This window comes from Methylobacterium sp. JK268, assembly GCF_054052225.1.
On record NZ_JBSVZN010000014.1, the window covers coordinates 134,911 to 154,561 of the forward strand.

The 19,651-nt window shown below is 73.6% G+C and carries 22 protein-coding genes; 13 read left to right on the forward strand and 9 right to left on the reverse strand.

Translation table 11 applies throughout. The annotated features are described in order from the left end of the window. Positions 1-308: 308 nt before the first annotated feature. A complete protein-coding gene (locus tag ACW9J6_RS17105; RefSeq protein ID WP_457117688.1) occupies positions 309-713 on the forward strand; it encodes a DUF4174 domain-containing protein in 405 nt (134 codons plus the stop codon). A 34-nt stretch (positions 714-747) separates the two neighbouring features. Here the strand turns inward: ACW9J6_RS17105 and ACW9J6_RS17110 are convergent, their stop codons facing one another. Further along, positions 748-1,224: a hypothetical protein gene (locus tag ACW9J6_RS17110; RefSeq protein ID WP_457117689.1), complete on the reverse strand. Its 477-nt coding sequence runs from the start codon at positions 1,222-1,224 to the stop codon at positions 748-750. A gap of 118 nt (positions 1,225-1,342) precedes the next feature. Here ACW9J6_RS17110 and ACW9J6_RS17115 point away from each other — a divergent pair, with 118 nt between their 5' ends. Genes ACW9J6_RS17115 through ACW9J6_RS17135 form a run of 5 tightly spaced genes read left to right on the forward strand, consistent with a single transcriptional unit; the run spans position 1,343 to position 4,114 of the window. Beyond that, positions 1,343-2,083 (forward strand): phosphodiester glycosidase family protein, encoded by a 741-nt coding sequence (locus ACW9J6_RS17115; protein WP_457117690.1) that lies wholly within the window; start codon positions 1,343-1,345, stop codon positions 2,081-2,083. A gap of 42 nt (positions 2,084-2,125) precedes the next feature. Further along, positions 2,126-2,626, forward strand: coding sequence for a pantetheine-phosphate adenylyltransferase (gene coaD, locus ACW9J6_RS17120; RefSeq protein ID WP_457117691.1), 501 nt, complete (start codon positions 2,126-2,128; stop codon positions 2,624-2,626). 25 nt (positions 2,627-2,651) lie between these two features. Then, positions 2,652-3,194 carry a peptidylprolyl isomerase gene (locus ACW9J6_RS17125; protein ID WP_457117692.1) on the forward strand — a complete coding sequence of 181 codons (543 nt, stop codon included), beginning with the start codon at positions 2,652-2,654 and terminating at the stop codon, positions 3,192-3,194. Beyond that, entirely contained in the window at positions 3,184-3,663 is a 480-nt protein-coding gene (locus ACW9J6_RS17130; protein ID WP_457117693.1) for a hypothetical protein, read from the forward strand. The genes ACW9J6_RS17125 and ACW9J6_RS17130 overlap by 11 nt, the downstream gene beginning before the upstream one ends. Beyond that, on the forward strand, positions 3,656-4,114 hold the full coding sequence (locus tag ACW9J6_RS17135) for a peptidylprolyl isomerase (protein WP_457117694.1): 459 nt from the start codon (positions 3,656-3,658) through the stop codon (positions 4,112-4,114). The genes ACW9J6_RS17130 and ACW9J6_RS17135 overlap by 8 nt, the downstream gene beginning before the upstream one ends. A gap of 218 nt (positions 4,115-4,332) precedes the next feature. Here the strand turns inward: ACW9J6_RS17135 and ACW9J6_RS17140 are convergent, their stop codons facing one another. The 5 genes from ACW9J6_RS17140 to ACW9J6_RS17160 all read right to left on the reverse strand — a co-directional run bounded on the left by ACW9J6_RS17140 (position 4,333) and on the right by ACW9J6_RS17160 (position 8,712). Continuing rightward, on the reverse strand, positions 4,333-5,379 hold the full coding sequence (locus ACW9J6_RS17140) for an acyltransferase family protein (protein ID WP_457117695.1): 1,047 nt from the start codon (positions 5,377-5,379) through the stop codon (positions 4,333-4,335). Next, positions 5,376-6,557 carry a ribonuclease D gene (rnd, locus tag ACW9J6_RS17145; protein WP_457117696.1) on the reverse strand — a complete coding sequence of 394 codons (1,182 nt, stop codon included), beginning with the start codon at positions 6,555-6,557 and terminating at the stop codon, positions 5,376-5,378. Before rnd ends, ACW9J6_RS17140 begins: the two co-directional genes overlap by 4 nt. An 87-nt stretch (positions 6,558-6,644) precedes the next feature. Then, complete coding sequence (gene trmD / locus ACW9J6_RS17150; protein ID WP_457117697.1) at positions 6,645-7,349, reverse strand: tRNA (guanosine(37)-N1)-methyltransferase TrmD; 705 nt, start codon at positions 7,347-7,349, stop codon at positions 6,645-6,647. A gap of 41 nt (positions 7,350-7,390) precedes the next feature. Continuing rightward, complete coding sequence (locus ACW9J6_RS17155; RefSeq protein ID WP_457117698.1) at positions 7,391-8,020, reverse strand: PilZ domain-containing protein; 630 nt, start codon at positions 8,018-8,020, stop codon at positions 7,391-7,393. Between the two features lie 95 nt (positions 8,021-8,115). After that, complete coding sequence (locus tag ACW9J6_RS17160; RefSeq protein WP_457117699.1) at positions 8,116-8,712, reverse strand: PAS domain-containing protein; 597 nt, start codon at positions 8,710-8,712, stop codon at positions 8,116-8,118. Positions 8,713-9,125: 413 nt separating this feature from the next. Between ACW9J6_RS17160 and ACW9J6_RS17165 the strand changes: the two genes are divergently transcribed. The 4 genes from ACW9J6_RS17165 (at position 9,126) to ACW9J6_RS17180 (ending at position 13,298) form a co-directional block, all read left to right on the forward strand. Continuing rightward, complete coding sequence (locus ACW9J6_RS17165; protein ID WP_457117700.1) at positions 9,126-9,431, forward strand: hypothetical protein; 306 nt, start codon at positions 9,126-9,128, stop codon at positions 9,429-9,431. Positions 9,432-9,498: 67 nt separating this feature from the next. Then, on the forward strand, positions 9,499-10,299 hold the full coding sequence (locus tag ACW9J6_RS17170; RefSeq protein ID WP_457117701.1) for a DUF3108 domain-containing protein: 801 nt from the start codon (positions 9,499-9,501) through the stop codon (positions 10,297-10,299). 355 nt (positions 10,300-10,654) lie between these two features. Continuing rightward, complete coding sequence (locus ACW9J6_RS17175; RefSeq protein WP_457117702.1) at positions 10,655-12,343, forward strand: CHASE3 domain-containing protein; 1,689 nt, start codon at positions 10,655-10,657, stop codon at positions 12,341-12,343. 109 nt (positions 12,344-12,452) lie between these two features. After that, positions 12,453-13,298, forward strand: coding sequence for a DUF1236 domain-containing protein (locus tag ACW9J6_RS17180; protein ID WP_457117703.1), 846 nt, complete (start codon positions 12,453-12,455; stop codon positions 13,296-13,298). A gap of 150 nt (positions 13,299-13,448) precedes the next feature. On the opposite strand, the gene ACW9J6_RS17185 is transcribed toward ACW9J6_RS17180, so the two are convergent. Then, a complete protein-coding gene (locus ACW9J6_RS17185; protein ID WP_457117704.1) occupies positions 13,449-14,162 on the reverse strand; it encodes a HisA/HisF-related TIM barrel protein in 714 nt (237 codons plus the stop codon). A 41-nt stretch (positions 14,163-14,203) separates the two neighbouring features. Here ACW9J6_RS17185 and ACW9J6_RS17190 point away from each other — a divergent pair, with 41 nt between their 5' ends. Beyond that, entirely contained in the window at positions 14,204-15,262 is a 1,059-nt protein-coding gene (locus tag ACW9J6_RS17190; RefSeq protein WP_457117705.1) for a hydantoinase/oxoprolinase family protein, read from the forward strand. A 19-nt stretch (positions 15,263-15,281) separates the two neighbouring features. Here ACW9J6_RS17190 and ACW9J6_RS17195 read toward each other — a convergent pair whose 3' ends face one another. Both ACW9J6_RS17195 and ACW9J6_RS17200 read right to left on the reverse strand, forming a co-directional pair. Continuing rightward, the gene (locus ACW9J6_RS17195) at positions 15,282-17,759 is read right to left on the reverse strand and encodes a putative bifunctional diguanylate cyclase/phosphodiesterase (protein WP_457117706.1); all 2,478 of its coding nucleotides are present in this window, start codon (positions 17,757-17,759) and stop codon (positions 15,282-15,284) included. A 248-nt stretch (positions 17,760-18,007) separates the two neighbouring features. Beyond that, positions 18,008-18,250, reverse strand: coding sequence for a hypothetical protein (locus ACW9J6_RS17200; RefSeq protein WP_457117707.1), 243 nt, complete (start codon positions 18,248-18,250; stop codon positions 18,008-18,010). Between the two features lie 122 nt (positions 18,251-18,372). On the opposite strand from ACW9J6_RS17200, the gene ACW9J6_RS17205 reads away from it, so the two are divergent. Continuing rightward, positions 18,373-19,074 (forward strand): gamma-glutamylcyclotransferase, encoded by a 702-nt coding sequence (locus ACW9J6_RS17205; protein WP_457117772.1) that lies wholly within the window; start codon positions 18,373-18,375, stop codon positions 19,072-19,074. 201 nt (positions 19,075-19,275) lie between these two features. Further along, a complete protein-coding gene (locus tag ACW9J6_RS17210) occupies positions 19,276-19,461 on the forward strand; it encodes a hypothetical protein (RefSeq protein ID WP_457117708.1) in 186 nt (61 codons plus the stop codon). Positions 19,462-19,651: the final 190 nt, after the last annotated feature.

The window sequence follows — 19,651 nt, forward strand, 5'->3', positions numbered from 1 at the left end:
GCCGCGCCCGAACCCTCCCCCCTCTGCGGGGGAGGTTGGCGAACGCAGTGAGCCGGGAGAGGGGCCGGCGCGACACTGAACCAGGTTGGCGCCCTGCACCACGCTTCAGGTCTTTCCGGCACCGGGGTTCCCCTCTCCCGCCCGGCTCCGCCGGGCACCCTCCCCCGCAGAGGGGGGAGGGTCAGGGGCGCGTCCGAACGGAAACGTGAAGCCGCCCATCCGAGCCACGCTTCGCCTCGCACGTTGTCCGGCGAGCCACCAAACGGTGCCCATCCCCTGCAGGGCCCGTCACCCCGGATCGCCCCGCCATGATCGCTGCCCACCTCTTCCCCGCCGCCCTCGCCGCGGCAATGCTCCTGACGAGCCCGGCCGCCGCGTCGCCCCTCGATCGATACCGGTGGAAGGCGCGGGTGCTCGTGATCGCCGGGAGGACCGACGACCCGCGCGTCGCTGCGCAGCGGCGCGTCATCGAGGCGGAGGCGGCGGGCGCGCGGGAGAGGGATCTGGTGGTGGTCGAGGGGCTCGGAGCCGACGCCGCCGCGCAGGCGCTGCGCACGGCCCTCGGCCTTCCGCCGGAGGGGTTCCGCGCCGTGCTCGTGGGCAAGGACGGGGGCGCCAAGCTCACCGCCCGGGAGCCGATCCCGGCACAGGACATCTTCGGGACGATCGACGCGATGCCGATGCGCCGCGACGAGGCGGCGCGTCGACGGTGAGGGAGCGGGGCCGGCTCTCCGGCCCCGCCGATCTTCAGTAGCAGCGGGTCACGAGGACGCGGCGGTAGCCGTAGGGCGTCCAGCGCACCCGCGGGACCTGGTAGCAGCTGTCGCCGTAGCCGTAATCGTCGTAGCCGTAGCCGTAGCCGCCGTACCCCGCCGGGTAGTAGCCGCCGTAATACGGGTAGGACGAGGCGGCCGCGAGACCGAGGCCGAGGCCCAGCCCCAGACCGGCAGCGCCGTAGCCGAAGCCGCGCCCGTAGCCGTACCGGCCGCCCCGGTAGCCGTAGCCGCCGGCGAAGCCCGGCCGCCCGAACCCGGCGCCGCGGAAGCCGCCGCCGAAGCCACCGCCGCGGAAGGCCGCCCCTCGGAAGCCGCCGCCGCCGAAGCTACCGCCCCGGAAGCCGCCGCCACCGAACCCGCCGCCGCCGAACCCGCGGGCCTCCGCCGCCGCCGGGACCAGCATGAGCGCGCCCAGCAGGGCCGCAGACGCCACCATTGCCCGTTTCATGTCGCTTCTCCGAGTGCGAGCATCGTTGTCGCCATTCAACGTTCGGTCGAGGAAATCGGTCCCCGGTGCACAGGAAGGTGATCGCGTGCTACCGACGGCGCCGGCTTCGGGGGGCAGGATGGCGGTGAACGGAATCGCCCGGATCGTGATCGCGGGCATGCTGGTGCTGCGGGCGCTCGGCGCGCTCGCGGCGGAGACCTGCGCTCCGATCAGCCACGAGGGCGAACGCTTCGTGGCCTGCACGGTCGACCTGCGGCGCGCCCGCGTGAAGCTGTTCTGGCGCGGCCCCGACGGGCAGCCCTACGCCTCTCTCGGCCGGCTCGCCGCCGCGCAGGGCAGGGCGCTCGCCTTCGCCATGAATGCGGGCATGTACGATTCCGACCTCGCGCCGGTGGGCCTCTACGTCGAGGAGGGCCGGGAGCTGAAGGCGGCGAACACCGCGAACGGGCCGGGCAACTTCCACCTCAAGCCGAACGGTGTCTTCTACGTGAGCGGCGAGCGGGCCGGCGTGATGGAGACCGGCCGCTACCTGCGCGCCCACCCGCGGGCCGACTACGCGACCCAGTCCGGCCCGATGCTGGTGATTAACGGGCGCATCCACCCGAAGATTTCGACGAACGGGCCCTCGCTGAAGATTCGCAACGGGGTCGGCGTCACGCCCGACGGCCACATCGCGGTCTTCGCGATCTCGGAGGGGCCGGTCACGTTCGGGAGCTTCGCGCGGCTGTTCCGCGACCGGCTGGGCTGCCCGAACGCGCTCTTTCTCGACGGCAGCGTGTCGAGCCTCTACGCGCCCGACCTCAACCGGCAGGATCTCAGCCGTCCGCTCGGACCGCTCGTCGGCGCGGTCCCGCGCTGAGGCCATTCCCTTCCCGCGAGCGATGCTCTACCTCGTGCCGCGATGAACCGCACCGCGCTCTATGCCGGGTCCTTCGACCCGGTGACCAACGGCCACGTGGACGTGATCCGGCAGGCCTGCCGCCTCGTGGAGCGGCTCGTCATCGCCATCGGGGTCCACCCCGGCAAGGCGCCGCTCTTCTCCGCCGAGGAGCGGGCCGATCTCCTGCGCGCGACCTGCGGGCCGATCGCCGCGGCCGAGCAGGCGGTGCTGGAGGTCGTCACCTTCGACGACCTCGCAGTCTCCGCGGCCCGGCGGGTGGGCGCGAGCCTGTTCATCCGCGGCCTGCGTGACGGCACCGACCTCGACTACGAGATGCAGCTCGCCGGGATGAACGGCGCCATGGCGCCCGAGGTGCAGACCGTGTTCCTCCCGGCCTCGACGGGCGTGCGCCCGATCACCGCGACGCTGGTGCGCCAGATCGCCGCCATGGGCGGCGACGTGCGCCCCTTCGTGCCGGACCTCGTGGCCGAGCGCCTGAGGGCCCGCTTCTCCCGACCCTGACCCTCCCCGAAGGAAGGATCCCCCGATGACCCGCTGGCTCGTCGCCCTGGCGCTCACCCTCGCGACGGCCTTCGGCGCCGCCGCGGCGCCGGACGCCAACACCGTCTACCTCGACACCAAGGACGGCCGGATCACCATCGAGCTGAGGCCCGACCTCGCGCCCAAGCACGCCAAGCAGATCAAGGCGCTGGTCAAACAGGGCTTCTACAACGGCGTGCCGTTCCACCGGGTCATCGACGGCTTCATGGCCCAGACCGGCGACCCCACCGGCACCGGCACCGGCAAGTCGAAGCTGCCCGACCTGCCGGCGGAGTTCACCGCGACGCCGTTCAAGCGCGGCACCGTGGGCATGGCCCGCTCCTCGGACCCGAACTCGGCGAACTCGCAGTTCTTCATCTGCTACGACGAGGCGCCGTTCCTCAACAACCAGTACACGGTGGTGGGCGTGGTCACGTCGGGCATGGACGTGGTCGACAAGATCAAGAAGGGCTCGAAGGCGGCCAACGGCCAGGTCCAGGGCCCGGACAAGATCGTCAAGATGACGCTCGCCCAGCCGGATGCGCAGTAGGCGCGACCTGAGGCGCGCCCTCGCGGGGCTCGCGCTCGGCGCCGCGGCCGCGCCCGCCGCGGCGCAGATCGGCTTCGACGGGGATCCGCCGTTCCTGTCGCTGCCGACGACCCTGCGGGCGACCGTTCGGGTACCGGTCGACCGGGCCGGGCTCGTGGTGCCCGCCGACACCCTGGCGCAGCTCTACCCGGCGCTGGCGGCCTGCTGGAGCCCGCCGCCCGGCCTCGGCCGGGCGCAGATCACCCTGCGCCTCAGCCTCGCCCGCGACGGCCGCCTCGAAGGCCCGCCGCGGGTGACCTACGCGAGCCTGCCCCCCGACCAGCGCCGGCCCCTGGTCGAGGCCACCCGGCGCGCGTTACAGGCCTGCACCCCGGTGGCGATCACGGCGGGCCTCGGCGGCGCCGTGGCCGGCCGCCCGATCGCGCTGCGTTTCGTCTATCCCGGAGCAAAGGAGACCCGGCATGAGTGACACCAAGACCCTCGTGATGGAGACGACCAAGGGGCGCGTCGTCATCGCGCTTCGTCCCGACCTCGCGCCCGCCCACGTGGAGCGGATCAGCACGCTCGCCGAGCAGGGCTTCTACGACGGCGTGCCGTTCCACCGGGTGATCGACGGCTTCATGGCCCAGACCGGCGACCCGACCGGCACCGGCAGCGGCGGCTCGGACCTGCCGGACCTCAAGGCGGAGTTCAACGCCGAGCCGCACGTGCGCGGCACCTGCTCGATGGCGCGGACCAGCTTCCCCCACTCGGCGAACTCGCAGTTCTTCATCTGCTTCGCGGACGCGCCCTTCCTGAACCGCCAGTACACGGTGTGGGGCAAGGTCACCGAGGGCATGGAGGTCGTCGACCAGATCAAGCGCGGCGAGCCCGTCCGCGATCCGGACAAGATCGTCTCGATGCGGGTTCAGGCCGCCTAGAGCAGTATCCGATCACGTTGCAATCGGACACTGCTCTAGGTCTTTGATGTTTACGCATTTTCTGCGACGAACCGGCATCCACGTCGTCGAAAAATGCTCTAGAACATTGTTCCGGCGACGTGGATGCCGGTTCGTCGCAGGATAGGCGGCGAAGACGGAGACCTGCAGCAGCGCGCGATCGCAACGCGGTCGGGCGCCGCCCTCGTCGCGCCGCGCGATCACCGGGCGGCGGGAGGCCGCGTCAGCCTCAGCAACGCGGCCCGGCGCGCCAGCGCCGGCCGCTCCACGAGGTGCCAGCTCAGGAGGCCGAGGAGGCTCGCGCCCGCGAGCCCGACCAGGGCGACCACCCATGGCGGCGCCGTGCGATCCTGCATCACCACGAGATTCTGGATCGGCCACGCGTAGAGGTAGAGCCCGTAGGAGATGTCGGTCTCCTGCGCCAGCCGGGCGAGCCGGCCCGCGGGCACCGCGAAGGCGAACCCGAACAGCAGGTACCCGCCGAGCACCGTCAGGGCGGGTTCCGCCAGCAGAGGGTGGAACAGGAGGGCAGCGAGCAGGAGCGCGGCCGCGGCCGCGCGGCCCGCCCGGTAGGCGATCCGGTCCCGGTAGAGGAAGAAGGCGCCGCCGCAGCAGAAGATCAGGGCGAAGCGGAATGCGGTCCCGAGCTTGAACAGGCGCGGGTCCGCCGGGTCGAAGGCGGGATGCCAGCGCAGCGCGCAGGCCGCTGCCAGGACGGCGAGCATCGCGAGGAAGCGCCGGTTCGGACCGAGCGCCCCGCACAGGCCGAGGCCCGCGGCGAGAAGGTAGCAGCCGAACTCGTAGGCGATCGTCCAGGCCGAGCCGTTCAGGACCGGGTAGGGCAGGCCGCCGAAGACGTGCGGCACGCTCGGCACCCCGAGGACGAGGAGGCGGCCGAGCATGTCCGGGATCCGCACCGATCCGAGATCGCCTCCCGCGAGCGGGGCGACCACCGCGATGCAGACGAGCGAGGAGACGAGGTAGGCCGGGTAGATGCGCAGCACCCGCTTTCCGAGGAATTCCGGGAGGGATGCCGAGCCGAGCACGCTGCGGGTGATCAGGTAGCCGCTGAGCAGGAAGAAGCCGTCGACCGCGACCTCGCCGAAGGACAGCGTGCCGAACAGGCGCGTCAGGATCTCCCGCGAGCGGTCGCCGTCGACGAGTTCGGGCGCGTGCGAGACCACGACCAGCGCCGCCAGGACGAGGCGCAGCAGGCCGATATTGTTCGCCCGCGCCTCCCCGCTCACCCGGGATCCTGCGCGCCCGCGGCCCCGTCGAGGTAGCGCACCACGACTCGCCCGCCCTGGGCCGAGAGGGCGAGGCGGCCGGCCTTGAGCGCCAGGGCCTTGTCGCCGAACAGGCCCCGCCGCCAGCCACTCAGGACCGGCACGTCCGCCTCGTCGTCCTCCGCGATGGCCTCGAGGTCGTCGACGGTGGCGATGATCTTCGGCGCGACCCGCTCCTCCTCGCACACCGCCTTCAGCAGCACCTTGAGGAGTTCCACGAGGGCCCCGTTGCCGCCGCTGCGCGGACGCCCGCGCTCGGGCATCGGGATCGTCGCCGGGTCGCGCGCCAACCCCCGCTCGACGGCGGCCAGGATCTCCTGCCCGGTCCGCGAGCGCTCGAAGCCGGTCGGGATGGTGCGCAGCCGTCCCAGCGCCTCGACGCTGCGCGGCGCGGCCGTCGCCACGTCGAGCACGGCCTCGTCCTTGAGGATGCGGCCGCGCGGCACGTTGCGGTTCTGCGCCTCGCGCTCGCGCCAGGCGGCGACCTCCATCAGCACGGCGACCTCGCGGGCCTTGCGCATGCGCCCGGCGAGCCGCCGCCACGCCTGGTCCGGCTCGGCGCGGTAGGTCTCGGGCGAGGTGAGGACCGCCATCTCCTCGTCGAGCCAGGCCCCCCGGTCCGTGGCGATGAGCTGGCGCGCCAGGGCCTCGTAGACCTTGATCAGGTGGGTGACATCCGAGAGGGCGTAGGTCAGCTGGGCCTCCGACAGGGGGCGGCGGGACCAGTCCGTGAAGCGGGAGGACTTGTCGACCTTCGCCTTGGCGACGTCGTTGACGAGCTGCTCGTAGGAGACCGAGTCCCCGTAGCCGCAGACCATCGCGGCGACCTGGGTGTCGAAGAAGGGCTGCGGCAGAAGTCCGCCCAGCAGCCAGATGATCTCCAGATCCTGCCGCGCCGAGTGGAAGACCTTGAGCACGCGTTCGTCGCCCATCAGCGCGAAGAACGGCGCGAGGTCGATGTCCTGCGCCAGGGGGTCGACGAGGGCCGTGGTTCCGTCCGGCGCCGCGAGCTGGATCAGGCAGAGTTTCGGGTAGTAGGTCGTCTCACGCATGAACTCCGTGTCGACGGTCACGAAGGGTTGCGTGGCGAAATGCGCGCAGGTGGCCGCGAGCGCGTCCGTCGAAGTGATCAGGTTCATGAAGTGCCGCTATAACGGAGGCGGCCCGTGAGCGCGAGACGCCGTGACGCGCCCGCCCCAAGCATTTTGCCGTGGCGCGGGCCGGGCTCAGGCGGGCCCGTCGCGCCCGCGCATCAGGTCGGGCCGGCGTTCGCGGGTGAGGCGCTCGGCCTCCTCGCGGCGCCAGCGCGCCACCGCCGCGTGGTTGCCGCCGGTCAGCACCTCCGGAATGGTCCGGCCCTCCCAGTCCCGCGGGCGAGTGTAGTGGGGGTATTCGAGCAGGCCGCCCTCGAAGCTCTCCTCCTCGCCCGAGGCGGCCTTGCCCATCACGCCGGGGATCAGGCGCACGCAGGCATCGATCAGCACCAGGGCCGCGACCTCGCCGCCCGACAGGACGTAGTCGCCGATCGACACCTCCTCCAGCGCCCGCGCCGCGATCACCCGCTCGTCGACGCCCTCGAACCGCCCGCAGACCACGACGATTCCCGGCCCCTCGCTCAGCGCGCGCACCCGCGCCTGCGTGAGCGGGCGCCCGCGCGGGCTCATCAGCAGCCGTGGCCGCGGGTCGCCGGCCGGGGCGGCGGCGTCGATCGCCGCGGCGAGCACGTCGCAGCGAAGCACCATGCCGGCCCCCCCGCCCGCCGGGGTGTCGTCCACCGCCCGGTGCCGGCCGAGACCGTGGTCGCGGATGTTGCGCGCCTCCAGCGCCCAGGCGCCCCGTGAGAGCGCGTCGCCCGACAGGGAGAGGCCCAGCGGACCCGGGAACATCTCCGGGAAGAGGGTGAGGATCGTGGCCCGCCAGGGGTTCGTCATGCGGCCTGATCGCCCGCCCCGCCCCGGGGGTCAACTGCCCGTTACAGGACGAGGTTCTCGTCGAAGCGGTCGGGCGAGAGCGGCAGCAGGAACTCCACGGCGAGGCCGCCCTTGAACTGGCGCACCACCCGGCAGGGGGTGCGTCCAACCGTGACCGGGGCGTCGATCGGCAGCGGCAGGTCGCAGGCGATCGCCGCGCCGGAGAGCGAGACGTCGATGAGCCGCGCCGGGATCTCGTCGCCGCCGTCGAGCCGCAGGGTGACGGCGGCCTGGCGCGGCACCACGCGCTCGTGGCGGCGGTCCTCCGGCAGCCCCAGGCTCGCCCGGTTGAGGAGCCAGGTGAGCTGCGAGGCGATCTTCTCGCGCTTGTGCGGCGTGGCGCTGAGCGCCACCGCGAAGCCATCCGGCAGGATCCGGGCGATCGTTCCTTCGAGCCGCCCGAGATGCTCCAGGTAGATCACCGTCCGCTCGCCGACCTCGCCGCTCACCGCGCAGACGAGCCGCACCCCCCCGGGCGAGACGTCGACGGTCTGGCACGGATATTCCCGGCGGTCGGACAGCATGTAGCGCCCCAGCAGGGCGACCGGAACGCGCCGGTGCCGGCGCTTGTCCGCCGCCTGCGCCGCCAGCAGGCGGACGCGAGACACGGCGGGGGTCGCGGCGGTGCTCATGGCCCGATCCTCATGGCCGATTGACCTTTCGGAAGTCGACTTCCGCTACAGCCCCCTTGTGCGCTCCAATCCTTAACGAACAGCAAGGGATGCGCTCAGGACCGCCCCCCGCGATGCACCACGAGCCGCGGCCGGCGCGCCTGCACGCAGTCGTTGGCCGGCTCCGGCGGCAGGCCGGGCTCCGCCTCCGGCTGCGGCGGTCCTGTCAGCACGCGCAGCGACACGGTGCGCAGCGCCGTGATCGGGCGCAGGCCGAGCCAGAGCGGGGACCCGCTCGCCGAGAGCGAGCCGATCACCCGGGTCTGGGTCTTGCCGCGGTGGCGAAGCGGCAGGAGCAGCAGTTCGAGGTCGATCGCGTCGCCCTCCGCCGTGGTGCCGACGAGGCCGGCCACGATGCCGACCGTTTCCTGGACCACCACCTCGATCAGCCGCCACGGGTCGGAGGCCGGATCGGCGCCCCACAGACTCTCGAACCGCCGCCCGCGCAGTTCGGCCCCGAACAGCGCGCAGAGCCGCGTGCCGGCGAGCCGCACCGCGGCCAGGCCCTGCGCCGGGTCGATCTCCAGGATCAGGCTGTCCGCCAGGATGTGCCGGATCTCGCCCGGCTCGATCTCCGCCCGCTCGGGCGCGGCCCGGGCGCCGCGCAATCCGTCCCAGTAGGCGTGGAGCAGGGCACTCGTCGGATGCTTCATGATGTCTCGTCTTGGCACAGGTCCCGCGTCGCGGACCTGTCGGATTCGGTAACGGTCGATGCGCGGTGATCCCCGTGCGTCCCGCCGCGATTCGATGGAGCAGAGCTTATGCCGCGCTTCATGTGCCGAAGGGGGGCAACTTTCCCGTAAGGTTAACGGGCGGGAGCGCGGCGTTTCGGTCACGCCGCCACACTTTCGCCCGCGAGCCCTGCGGCGGGGGCTAGCCTCCGGACGGGCGGCATCCTAGGGTCGCGGCATTGAAGGGTGGGGGCCTTCCGGCCCGCGTCGTCACGGTCCGAACGACGCGCGCGTCGGGGTATCCCGGCGCCACCCGCCCGATCCAGGGAGAGCGGCGACGCTCTCCCTTCTTTTTTTGGCGGGCGAGGACCGCGCCGAGATCGGAGGCAGCCGCCATGAGCGCGGAGGACAAGATCAGCGGCCTCACACTCCTGTCGGCCCGTCACGGCGAGATGATCGCCCGGCTCTCCGAGGCGCAGGCGGACGTCGCCGCCAAGCAGGTCGGGCTGCAGATGTCGGTCGCCTTCCTGGCGCGGATCCTGCGCGGGATCGATTCCGACCATTACCGCCACGAGCTCGGCGGCTACCTGGCGATGCTGGAGGACGCGCTCACCCGCGATGATCCCGATTCGGATCTCGCCCGCCGCGTGCTCGACGCCGTGCGGGCGACCCTGGAGAGCGGGGAGGGGGAGGAGGCCTGAGGCCCGCGGCGTTCGGCGCCCGTTCAGCGGCCGCCGCGCAGCGTGGCCGCGCCCGTGGAGGTCGCCCATGCGCTCGCTTCGCACCCCGATCCTCGTCCTCGCCGCCCTGTGCCTCGGCGGTCCCGCGCGGGCCGCCACGTTGGAGGCGACCTACCGCATCACCCTGGCGGGGCTGCCGGTCGGGCAGGCGACCCTGCGCACGGACCTCGACGACAAGCGGCGCTACGCTCTGCGCCTCGACGCCACGCTGAGCGGTCTCGCCCGGGTGCTCTGGGGCGGCGAGGGCACGGCGAGCGCGCGCGGCACGCTCACCGGAGCGGTGCGCCCGCAGGACTTCGCCCTGACCGCCGATTACGGCGGCACGCCGATCAGCGAGCGCATGATCCTGGAGGGCGGGCGCCTCACCTCCGTCACCATGGTGCCGGACGCCCGCATCCGGCCCGACCGCTTGCCGCCCCGCCCGGGCGACGACCGCAACGTGGTGGATCCGCTCTCCGCGCTGATCGGCCCGCAGCTCGGCCCGCCGGGGGAGCCGACGGCGCGGGAATGCGACCGCACGCTCCCGGTCCACGACGGCACCGCGCGCTTCGACATCCCGCTCGCGGACGGGGAGGCGAAGCCCTTCGACGGGAGCGGCTACGCGGGAACCGCCGTGATGTGCCGCGCCCGCTACGTCCCGCTCTCCGGCCACCGGCCGAAGCGCTGGGTGGTCCGCTACATGCAGGACAACAAGGACCTGCGCGTCTGGCTCGCCCCGGTCGGGTCGAGCCGGGTCCTCGCGCCGGTCCGCATCGCGGTCGGCACGACCTTCGGCACCGCGCTGGCGGAGGTGACGTCCTGGCATGTCGAGGAGCCCCGGTCCCATTGAGGCAAGCGGGCGACCGCCTGACCAAGGGACGCTGCGGGTCGGGCGGGCACCATCCCTGCGCCAGCGCGTGTCCCCGCGGCGATCGGAATTGGCCCTGGCCCGGCAAAGATCTTCGGACGTCTGGCCCGCACTCTCGCGATATTTCAGCCAATTCGTAGGCATCTTGGCCATTTTCTTCCGCGGCTATAGATTTCAACGGGTGCATCTGCCTTGCGAAGCCAGCAATCGACGCTGACGGGTGCTGTTGAATTCATGAGGTCTTAATTCGATCAGACTAACCGGTCGGCCGAGCCGTGCCGGAACACCGATCGAGGGATGACCGGGCGGCTGCTCACGCGCCCCTGAGGAATCCGCCGTGCCTGTGTTCAGAACCCTCAGCATCACGTCGAAGCTCCTGCTCTCCTTCGCCCTGGTCGTCGTCGTCTCGGCCGCCGCCACCCTGTCGGGTCTCTACGGCCTGGGCTCGGTCGAGGAGGCGGGGCGCGGAAGGGACCATTCCGCGCAAGTCCTTCTCCGGCTGGAGCAGCTGACCGGCGCCATGGTCAATCAGGAGACCGGGATCCGCGGCTACCTGCTGGCGGCGGACGAGTCCTTCCTGGAACCCTATCGGACCGGGCGGCAGGCCTTCGACGCGGCCCTGACGGAGCTGCGCGAGCGCGTCTCGGACAACCCGGACCAACTTCGTCGGCTCGACGAGATCGCCGTCGCGGCGAGCCGCTGGCAGGAGGAGGTCGCCGGCACGGCGATCGCCCTGATGGTCGACCCCGCCACGTATGCGGAGGCGCGCCGGATTGAGACCTCCGGCGCCGGGCGCAGCGCCATGAACGCCCTGCACGCCAAGGCCGCCGAGATCGAAGCCGCCGAGCGCGCGCTCCTCGAGGCGCGCGCCCGCACCCTCGCGGAGGTCAGCGCCGGCTCCCGCCGCCTGGCCCTCGGCAGCCTCGCGGGTGTGCTGGCGATCGCCGCCGGCGCGGTGGCGCTGCTCAATCTCGGCCTCGCCCGGCCGATCCGCCGGATGACCGCCGTCATGGGGGATCTCGCGCGCGGCACGGTCGCGGTGGCGGTGCCGGACCGGGAGCGCCGCGACGAAATCGGCGCCATGGCCGCCGCCGTGCAGGTGTTCAAGGACAATCTCGTGCGCACCCGCGCCCTGGAGGAGGAGACGGCGCTCGCCCGCGCCGGGGCCGAGGCGCAGCGCCGGGCCGCGACGGAACGGCTGGCGGACGCCTTCGAGCAGGCGGTGAGCGGGATCGTCGCGACGGTGACGGCGAGCGCGACCGCCCTTCAGGGCACGGCCCGGAGCATGGCCGACACCGCCCAGGCGACGTCGGCCCGCTCCACGGCGGTCGCGGCGGCGGCCGGGGAGGCGGCCTCGAATGTCGGGACGGTCGCGGCGGCGGCAGAGGAACTCGGCGCCTCCGTGCGCGAGATCGGCCGGCAGGTCTCCGGCTCGGCCGACCTCGCCCGGGCGGCGGTGGCGGAGGCCGGGCAGACCGGTGACCTCGTCCGCGAACTCAGCGCCGCGGCGGGGACGATCGGCGAGGTGGTCGGCATGATCTCGTCGATTGCCGGGCAAACCAACCTGCTGGCGCTGAACGCGACGATCGAGGCGGCGCGGGCCGGCGAGGCGGGCCGCGGCTTCGCGGTGGTCGCCGCCGAGGTCAAGAACCTCGCCAGCCAGACCGCCCGTGCGACCCAGGAGATCGGCGGACAGATCGCCCGCATCCAGGGCTCGACCGAGGCGGCCGTCGCCGCCATCGCCGCCATCAGCGGACGGATCGACCAGATGAGCACGCTCGCCACGACGATCGCGGCGGCCGTGGAGGAGCAGGGCGCGGCGACCCAGGAGATCGTGCGCAACGTCGCCCAGGCCGCTTCCGGCACGGGCGAGGTCACCACGAATATCGCCGGCGTCGCGGCGGCCGCGGAAGTGACGGAGGGCGCGGCGGGCGAAGTGCTCGCCTCCGCCTCGACCCTCTCGGCGCAGTCCGCTCATCTCAGCGGCGAGGTGACCCGGTTCCTCGACTCGCTGCGGGCGGCCTGAGGGCGGCCCGCCGGGACGGAACCATTCCCCGTCTCCTGCCGTTGCGGGCCGTCTCACGGGTGCGGCCGGCCTGTCCGGGTCCGGAACTCGGCCAGAGGAGGATGGAACGATGAGGAAGCTGGTGCGCGGAACGCTGACGGCCGGAATCCTGGCCCTCGGAGCGGCGACCGCCTTCGCGCAGGGCGGGCCTGGCGGCGGCGGAGCGGGGGGCGGTGCCGGCGGCGCAGCCGGGGGCGCGGGTGGCGCGGCCCCGGGAGCCGCGGGCGGTGCCGGGGCTCCGGGTGCGGGACCGGGCGGCGGCGCCGGAGGGCGCGGCGGTGCGGGCGGGGCCGTGAACGGGGGTGCCGGGGCCGAGCGGGCGCCCGGCGCCGGAGCCGGGGCCGAGCGTCCCGCCGGTGCCCAGCCCGGCGGCGCCGGTGGACGGGCAGCGGAAGGGGCCGGCCGGCCGGCCGGTGGCGGCGAGCCGGGAGCCCAGCGGGGCGCGGAGCGCGGCGAACCGGGCGGTGAGCGGGGCGGCCGCGCGGCCGAGCAAGGCGGACGTGCGGGCGAGCAGGGCGAGCGGGGCGGCCGCGCGGCCGAGCAGGGTGGACGTGCGGGGGAGCAGGGTGAGCGCGGCGGGCGCGCGGCCGAGCGTGGGGCCGAACACGGCGGCGCGCGCGGCGATCGGACCGGTGCGATCGGCGAGGCGCGCGGTGCGGGGGCCCGGCTCGACACCCGGCAGCGCACCGAGTTCCGCCAGACCATCGTGAGTTCCGGCGTCCGGCCGCTGCGCGACGCGCATTTCGCGCTCTCGGTCGGCACGGCGGTGCCGCGCTCGGTCACCCTGCACGCGCTGCCGCCGACGATCATCTCGCTCGTCCCGGCCTATCGCGGTTTCCGCTACGTGCTGGTCGGCGACGACATCGTCATCATCGACCCGGACACCTACGAGATCGTGGACGTCATCCCGGCCTGAGGCCGGCGGGCGTCGGATCGAACGCGGCTCGCGCGCCGGTCAGCCGGCCCGCGAGCTCGCGTCGCGGATTCCCCTTCTCCGAAGGACCGCAGCGCGAGCGGAAGGAGATCCGGAGACAGGGAGGTGTCGTCGCGCGGATGCCTCATCCTCTCATCCGCCGAAATCCGCCGGGCTGAGCCGGCCGTCGTGCAGGGCGCTCGCCACCAGGATGCCCGCCACACCCGCCTCGCGCAGGGGCGCGATGTCGTGGGCGCCGCGCAATCCCCCGGCCGCGTAGAGGCGCGCCCGCGGCGCCCGCGCCCGGATCGCGGCCAACCCCGCGAGGTCCGGCCCCGCCCCGCTTCCCACCCGGGCGAGGGGCATCGCGATGAGGTCGGATGGCCAGGACGAGGCGTCCTCGTGCAGGGAGGCGGGGCCGAGCGGCACGCCGTCGCGGCTGTCGAGGGAGAGCACGGCCGCCTCGCCGAGCCGCCGCACCAGCCCGGCGTCGGTCTGGCTCTCGCTGCCGAGGACCGGCCGTCCGAGGCCGCTCGCCAGGAAGGCCCGCACCGCCGCCTCGGTGGCGAACCCCGCATCGACCCACAGCTCGACCCCGGGAGCGGCCGCCGCGACGGCCGCGAGCGCCGCGAGGTCCGGCGGGGCGCCGTCCATGATCGCATCGAGCACCGCCACGTAGAGCCGGCGGGCCGGGAAAGCGGCCAAGAGGCCGCGCGCCACCGCGCCGGGCTGCGGGCTCGGGCTCAGCGGCGTCGCGATCGGCGCGTAGGCGTGGCGCTCGCCCGCCCTCGCTCGCACCACCAGCCCGTGGCGCAGGTCGATCACCGGGATGATCTCGAACGCCCTTGCGTCGGCGGGCGCGGTCATGCCACCCGGGCCCCCGCCAGCCCGCATCGCGAGTCCCGCCCGTGTCCCTGCCGCATCGCTCCGCTTCCTTCGCCCGAACCCTCGGCTGGGACCTCGGCGGGGTCCATGTCAAGGCGGCCCTGCTGGAGGACGGGTACGTGCGGGCGGTGGTGCAGGTCCCCTGTCCCCTCTGGCGGGGCCTGCCCGCCCTCGACGCCGCGCTCGCGGCGCTGCCGGATTGGGCCCGCGCCGAGGCGCGCCACGCCGTGACCATGACGGGCGAACTCACCGACTGCTTCGCCGACCGGGCGGACGGCGTGGCGCAGCTCGCCGGCTGGGCCGCCCGCGCCCTCAGCGGGGAGGTCGCGATCTACGCGGGCCGGGGCGGCTTCGTGGCGCCGGACGCGGCGGCGGACGCGGCGGCCGACATCGCCAGCGCCAACTGGTACGCCACCGCCTGCCTCGCCGGCACCTCGGTTCCGGACGCGCTCCTCACCGATATCGGCTCCACCACCGCGGACCTGATCCCGATCGTGGGCGGCCGGCCCGCTGCCCGGGGCTACAGCGATGCCGAGCGCCTGGAGACCGGCGAACTCGTCTACACCGGCGTCGTGCGCACGCCGGTCCTCGCCCTCTCCGGCTGGGCGCCGTTCCGGGGGCGCCGCACGACCCTCATGGCCGAGACCTTCGCGGCGACGGGGGACGTGTACCGCCTGCTCGGCGACCTCGCCCCGGAGGAGGACCAGCAGGACACGATGGACCTGAAGGGCAAGTCGCTGCCCGAGACCCGCACGCGCCTCGCCCGCATGATCGGGCGGGATCTCCGGGAGGGGTCCGACGCGGAGTGGGCGCGCCTCGCCGCGCACTTCGCGGAGGCGCAACTGCGTCTCCTGCACGACGCGGCCGCCGTCATCCTGTCCCGGGACGACCTCCCGTCACAGGCCCCCCTCGTCGCCTGCGGGGCGGGGCGGTTCCTCGCGGCGCGGCTCGCCGCCCGGCTCGGGCGCCCGGTCCTGCCGCTCACCGACTTGATCGCCCCGCGCCTCGCCGGGGATCTCGCCGGCTGGGCCTCGACCTGCGGGCCGGCCGTGGCGGTCGGCTGGCTCGCGGCGCAGTCCTGAACGCGGCGGGCCTTCCGGCTCAGGCCGACAGGCGCGAGATCGGCGCGCTCGTCCGCTCCGATTCCCAGCACTTCGCCGCGAACAGCTCCGCCGTCATCGGTTCGCCGAACAGGTAGCCCTGCCCCTCCTCGCAGCCCTCGAGCGCGAGGCAGCGCAGCACCGCGGGCGTCTCAATGCCTTCCGCGGTCACCTCCAGGCCGAAGCTGCGCCCGAGCGCCATGATCGACCGGACGATCGCCAGGTCCTGGGGCGAGTCCGGCAGGCCGCGGACGAAGGAGCGGTCGATCTTCAGGCGGGTGAGGGGAAAGCGCTTGAGGTGGCTCAGCGAGGCGTAGCCGGTGCCGAAATCGTCGAAGGCGAGGCCGACGCCGAGGTCGCGCAGCGCCCGCAACGGGGCGAGCAGCGCCTCGTCGTGCTCCAGGATGATGGTCTCGGTGATCTCCAGCTCCAGGCAGGAGGCCGGCAGACCGGTGTCGGCCAGGACCTCGCGCACCTGCTCCACGACGTGCGGTGACCGGAACTGGCGGCTGAACAGGTTGACGGCGACGCGCAGGTCCCGCAGGCCCCAGCGCCGCCACGACGCGGCCTGCGCGCAGGCGGTACGCAGCACCCAGAGTCCGACCTCGTCCGCGAGACGGCTGCGCTCGAGGGGGGCGAGGAACGCGGCCGGCGTCAGCAGCCCGAGCTGCGGATGCCGCCAGCGGATCAGCGCCTCGGCGCCGATGATGGCTTGGTCGGAGAGGCGCAGCTGCGGTTGGTAGAACAGCACGAACTCGCTCTCCGCGAGCGCCCGCGGCATCTCCTGCTGGCGCGCGGTCCATGAGATGCGCGCCTGCCGCATCTCGGGATCGAACAGGCGGTAGCAGTGGCGGCCCGCCCGTTTGGCCGCGTAGAGCGCCGTATCGGCCCGCGCGACCAGATCCTCCACGGCCGCGCCCGGACGCGGCGCCACGGCGACGCCGATGCTCGCCCCGACGTGGAGGATCTGACCGGCCACGCGGAAGGGCTCCGCGAGGCTCGCCAGGATGGTCCGGGCGAGCCTCGCGCCCTCCTCGGGCCCGGTGACCGAGCGCAGCAGGATCGCGAACTCGTCCCCGCCCATCCGCGCCACCAGGCCGTCGCCGCCGGCGATCGCCTGGAGCCGCTGCCCCGTGAGCCGGACGAGGCCGTCGCCCGCCTCGTGCCCGAAGCTGTCGTTGACGCGCTTGAACCCGTCGAGGTCGATGGCGAGCATCGCGGCGAGGCCCGTCCCGTCCGCGGCCTCCGCGCCGGTCCGGTTCCCCAGCGCCGCGAGTTCACGGGCGAGGCCGCGGCGGTTGCTCAATCCGGTGAGTTCGTCCGTGTCGGCCTGCTGCCGCAGGTTCTGCATGAGCCGCGCGCGCTCACCCATCCGCGCCTGCAGCACGAGGATCGCGTCGTGGAGCCCGCGCATCTCCCGGATCCGGAACCGAGCGGGCGGAGGCTGGATCGGGCGCTCCTCGGCCAGGGCGACGATCGCCTGCCGTGCCGCGAGTAGAGGAAGTAGGACGTCGGTCCTGAGCGACTGAAGCAGGCCCGCGAGGAGGAGGAGCAGCCCGCCCGTGCCGCAGGCGACCAGGACGAGGTGCGTTCGCGCCGCATCCTGATCCTGGGTGACGATCAACATCAGCCGATCCAGGTAGGCACTTCTCAACTCTTCCAGCGGGCGGAGCAGGGGCACGTAGCGGCGGGTCAGCGCGTCCGGCGTGAGCGCGAAGGGACCCGGTCCCTGGACCTCGGCGATGGTCGTCTCGATCAGCCCGAGCCCCTCGCCGATGAATCGCGTCTCGACGGCCTGGACGAGATCGGCCAGCGCCTCGAACGGGGCCTGCACGCGCAGCATCTGCCAGGTCGCGCGGACGCGGCCGCTCGCCTCCAGCACCTCGGCCACCCGCTGCGGACCGAGCGGCTCGCCGGTGGCGAGCGCGGGAACGAGGTACGAGCCGAGCCGGCCGCCATGCTCACGCAGTTCGCTCACCGCCTCGGCGATGAGCGCCGGGCCGAGAAGGTCCGAATGCGCCCGCCCGAGGTCGCGAATGCCGCTGGCGATGATCTCCTGGAGTGCGTCCCTCACGCCGAACATGGCCAGGATCGCATCCTGGACGTCCCGTGCACCCCGCGTGGCGACGGGCCGCGCCGCGACGCGGTCCACCTCTCTGCGCGCCGCGCGCAGAAGCGCCGCCACGGTCTCGACCCGTGCGGCGAGGTTTTGACGTTCACCCAGCCGCGCGAGCGCGCGGTCGCTGGCGGACCGGAAGGTCCGCAGCGTGGCCGCGGCAGCGGGGTCGCCCCCGGGCGGGAGGGACATGATCACGTTGGCGGGGGCCCGCTCGGCCGAGATCTGGTTGGCGCTCGCCAGCACCTCGCGCAGCTGCTCGATCTCCGACACGTGCTGACGGCTGTGCAGGAACGCGTCGGCGGGAGGCACCACGACAACGGTCGTCAGGGCTAACAGGCTGGCGCCGAGCAGCGCGGCCATGACCCAAAGTTTCCGCCCGAGGCACGCCGGTTCCGTCGAAGGCGATGCCTCAATCGTTCTCGACGCCACGCACTGTCTCCTGCTTACCATCCACGGCGGGTCCGCCCTGCGGGCTCTCTGAAACCGGGTGCGCCGCAATAACTCAGGAGACCTTGCGGAAGGCTTATCGCAGTTCTTTCTGTCCGTCACCTCCTATCGAAAGTTGAGCCTATCGTCAGGAGGGGAATGCAACTACGGGAAGTCGCGGATCAAGCGTGGCTGGTGGGGCGACGGTGACGCTTTCCGAGAGGGAGGAGCCCGCCCAGTCCCACGAGGCGCTCCAGCCGCGACGCGGAGGACGGCGGGCCGAGGAGCTGTCCGGCTGCGGCGATGCGGCGCTCGGCCCTGGCGCGGCAGGCGGCGGACGCCTCGTACAGTGCGTCGGCCTCCTCCAGGTCCCGGTTCGCCCGGCGCAGGAGCCGGGCCGCCCGCCATCGTCCGATCCACCGCATCGCTCGTTCGCCCTCGCAGCCGTCGCATCCTGCCCCTCCGGCCGGGCCGTGCCGGTGCGGCGCCGCACCCGCCCTGCAGGATGGGCTTGACCGCGCCCGGACCCGGGGGCTCTGTCGGCGGCATGGTGCCGCCCCTCCATCTCACCGCCGAACTCGTCGCCCGCGCGCATCCGCATCCGGTGCCGGACGATCCGGAGGCGATGCCGCTCCTGGGAGAGGGGCAGACCGAGGATCTGCTCGCGGTGGCGCTCGGCGCGAAGCCCGGTCCGCCCGAAGAGATCTGGCTCTTCGCCTACGGGGCGCTGATGTGGCAGCCGGACTTCCCGTTCGGGGAGCGCCGGCCGGCGACGCTGCGGGGCTGGCATCGGCGCTTCTGCCTCTGGCAGTGGCGCTTTCGCGGCACGCGGGACGCGCCCGGGGTGATGCTCGCCCTTGACCGGGGCGGCCAGTGCCGCGGCCTCGCCTACCGGCTCGCCGGCCCCGACCCGGTCGAGTCCCTGCGGGGCGTCTGGCACCGGGAGATGCGCGGGCGGGGCTACGCGGCGCGCTGGCTCCCGGTCGCGACGCCCGGCGGGCCGGTGATGGCCCTCGCCTTCGTGGCCGACCGCGCCGGACCCCGCTACGCGGGACGGCTCCCCGAGGAGGAGATCGCCGCCCGGATCGCGGCGGCCTGCGGCCATCGCGGGCCCAACGCCGAGTACCTCCTGCGGACGGCGGAGGCTTGCGCGGAACTCGGCCTGCGGGACGCGCATCTGGAGCGGCTGAAGGCCCGCGTCGCGGCGCATCTCGCGGCGCGCAGCCCTTCCGTATCCAACCGCGCTTGACGCGGGAGCGCGTCCGTCGCATCTGACCTCCGTCGCGCCCGTGCCACGGCCGTCCGCGCGACTCCACCGGAACCACGAACCTGATGTCCAGCGACAGTCGAAGGACCGCGCCGCCAGCGCCCGTGTCGTGAGCTTCGCCTGATCCTTCGATCGGGCCCGCCCGCGACCGGCCGTGAGGCGGCCGGTCGAACGAGGTGAGCCATGATCCTGCTGTCCGCCCGGGCCCGCGCGGCCGCGGTGAGCCATCACCGCGACCGGGGCGTCGCCCTCGCGCTTCTCCTTCTCCTCGCCCTGGTCTTCGCACCGGCCATCGGCCTGCACGTGGCGGTCTCCACCTTCGGGCCGGGGGCATCGCCGGGTCAGGGCGTCGCCGCGATGCCGGACTAGTCCCGGCCCGACCGCGGCTGACCGCCGGGCCTCTCGGGCTCGCAAGAGGCCGTCGCCTGTGCTTGGATCCGCGTCGGCCGCCCGCGCCGGACGGCCCCGCCTGGACGCAAGGCACCATGCACGACGACCTCCGTGAATCCCGCGGCGCCTTGATCCTGCTCGCCGCCGCGGTCCTGTCGGTGCTGATCTT

What these genes read in the sequence shown, in the direction of transcription:
- ACW9J6_RS17105 (WP_457117688.1), top strand. Translation starts at nt 309, where the DNA reads ATGATCGCTGCCCACCTCTTCCCCGCCGCCCTCGCCGCGGCAATGCTC.
- ACW9J6_RS17110 (WP_457117689.1), bottom strand. Translation starts at nt 1,224, where the DNA reads ATGAAACGGGCAATGGTGGCGTCTGCGGCCCTGCTGGGCGCGCTCATG.
- ACW9J6_RS17115 (WP_457117690.1), top strand. Translation starts at nt 1,343, where the DNA reads ATGGCGGTGAACGGAATCGCCCGGATCGTGATCGCGGGCATGCTGGTG.
- coaD (WP_457117691.1), top strand. Translation starts at nt 2,126, where the DNA reads ATGAACCGCACCGCGCTCTATGCCGGGTCCTTCGACCCGGTGACCAAC.
- ACW9J6_RS17125 (WP_457117692.1), top strand. Translation starts at nt 2,652, where the DNA reads ATGACCCGCTGGCTCGTCGCCCTGGCGCTCACCCTCGCGACGGCCTTC.
- ACW9J6_RS17130 (WP_457117693.1), top strand. Translation starts at nt 3,184, where the DNA reads ATGCGCAGTAGGCGCGACCTGAGGCGCGCCCTCGCGGGGCTCGCGCTC.
- ACW9J6_RS17135 (WP_457117694.1), top strand. Translation starts at nt 3,656, where the DNA reads ATGAGTGACACCAAGACCCTCGTGATGGAGACGACCAAGGGGCGCGTC.
- rnd (WP_457117696.1), bottom strand. Translation starts at nt 6,557, where the DNA reads ATGAACCTGATCACTTCGACGGACGCGCTCGCGGCCACCTGCGCGCAT.
- trmD (WP_457117697.1), bottom strand. Translation starts at nt 7,349, where the DNA reads ATGACGAACCCCTGGCGGGCCACGATCCTCACCCTCTTCCCGGAGATG.
- ACW9J6_RS17155 (WP_457117698.1), bottom strand. Translation starts at nt 8,020, where the DNA reads ATGAGCACCGCCGCGACCCCCGCCGTGTCTCGCGTCCGCCTGCTGGCG.
- ACW9J6_RS17160 (WP_457117699.1), bottom strand. Translation starts at nt 8,712, where the DNA reads ATGAAGCATCCGACGAGTGCCCTGCTCCACGCCTACTGGGACGGATTG.
- ACW9J6_RS17165 (WP_457117700.1), top strand. Translation starts at nt 9,126, where the DNA reads ATGAGCGCGGAGGACAAGATCAGCGGCCTCACACTCCTGTCGGCCCGT.
- ACW9J6_RS17170 (WP_457117701.1), top strand. Translation starts at nt 9,499, where the DNA reads ATGCGCTCGCTTCGCACCCCGATCCTCGTCCTCGCCGCCCTGTGCCTC.
- ACW9J6_RS17180 (WP_457117703.1), top strand. Translation starts at nt 12,453, where the DNA reads ATGAGGAAGCTGGTGCGCGGAACGCTGACGGCCGGAATCCTGGCCCTC.
- ACW9J6_RS17185 (WP_457117704.1), bottom strand. Translation starts at nt 14,162, where the DNA reads ATGACCGCGCCCGCCGACGCAAGGGCGTTCGAGATCATCCCGGTGATC.
- ACW9J6_RS17195 (WP_457117706.1), bottom strand. Translation starts at nt 17,759, where the DNA reads ATGGCCGCGCTGCTCGGCGCCAGCCTGTTAGCCCTGACGACCGTTGTC.
- ACW9J6_RS17200 (WP_457117707.1), bottom strand. Translation starts at nt 18,250, where the DNA reads ATGCGGTGGATCGGACGATGGCGGGCGGCCCGGCTCCTGCGCCGGGCG.
- ACW9J6_RS17205 (WP_457117772.1), top strand. Translation starts at nt 18,373, where the DNA reads ATGGTGCCGCCCCTCCATCTCACCGCCGAACTCGTCGCCCGCGCGCAT.
- ACW9J6_RS17210 (WP_457117708.1), top strand. Translation starts at nt 19,276, where the DNA reads ATGATCCTGCTGTCCGCCCGGGCCCGCGCGGCCGCGGTGAGCCATCAC.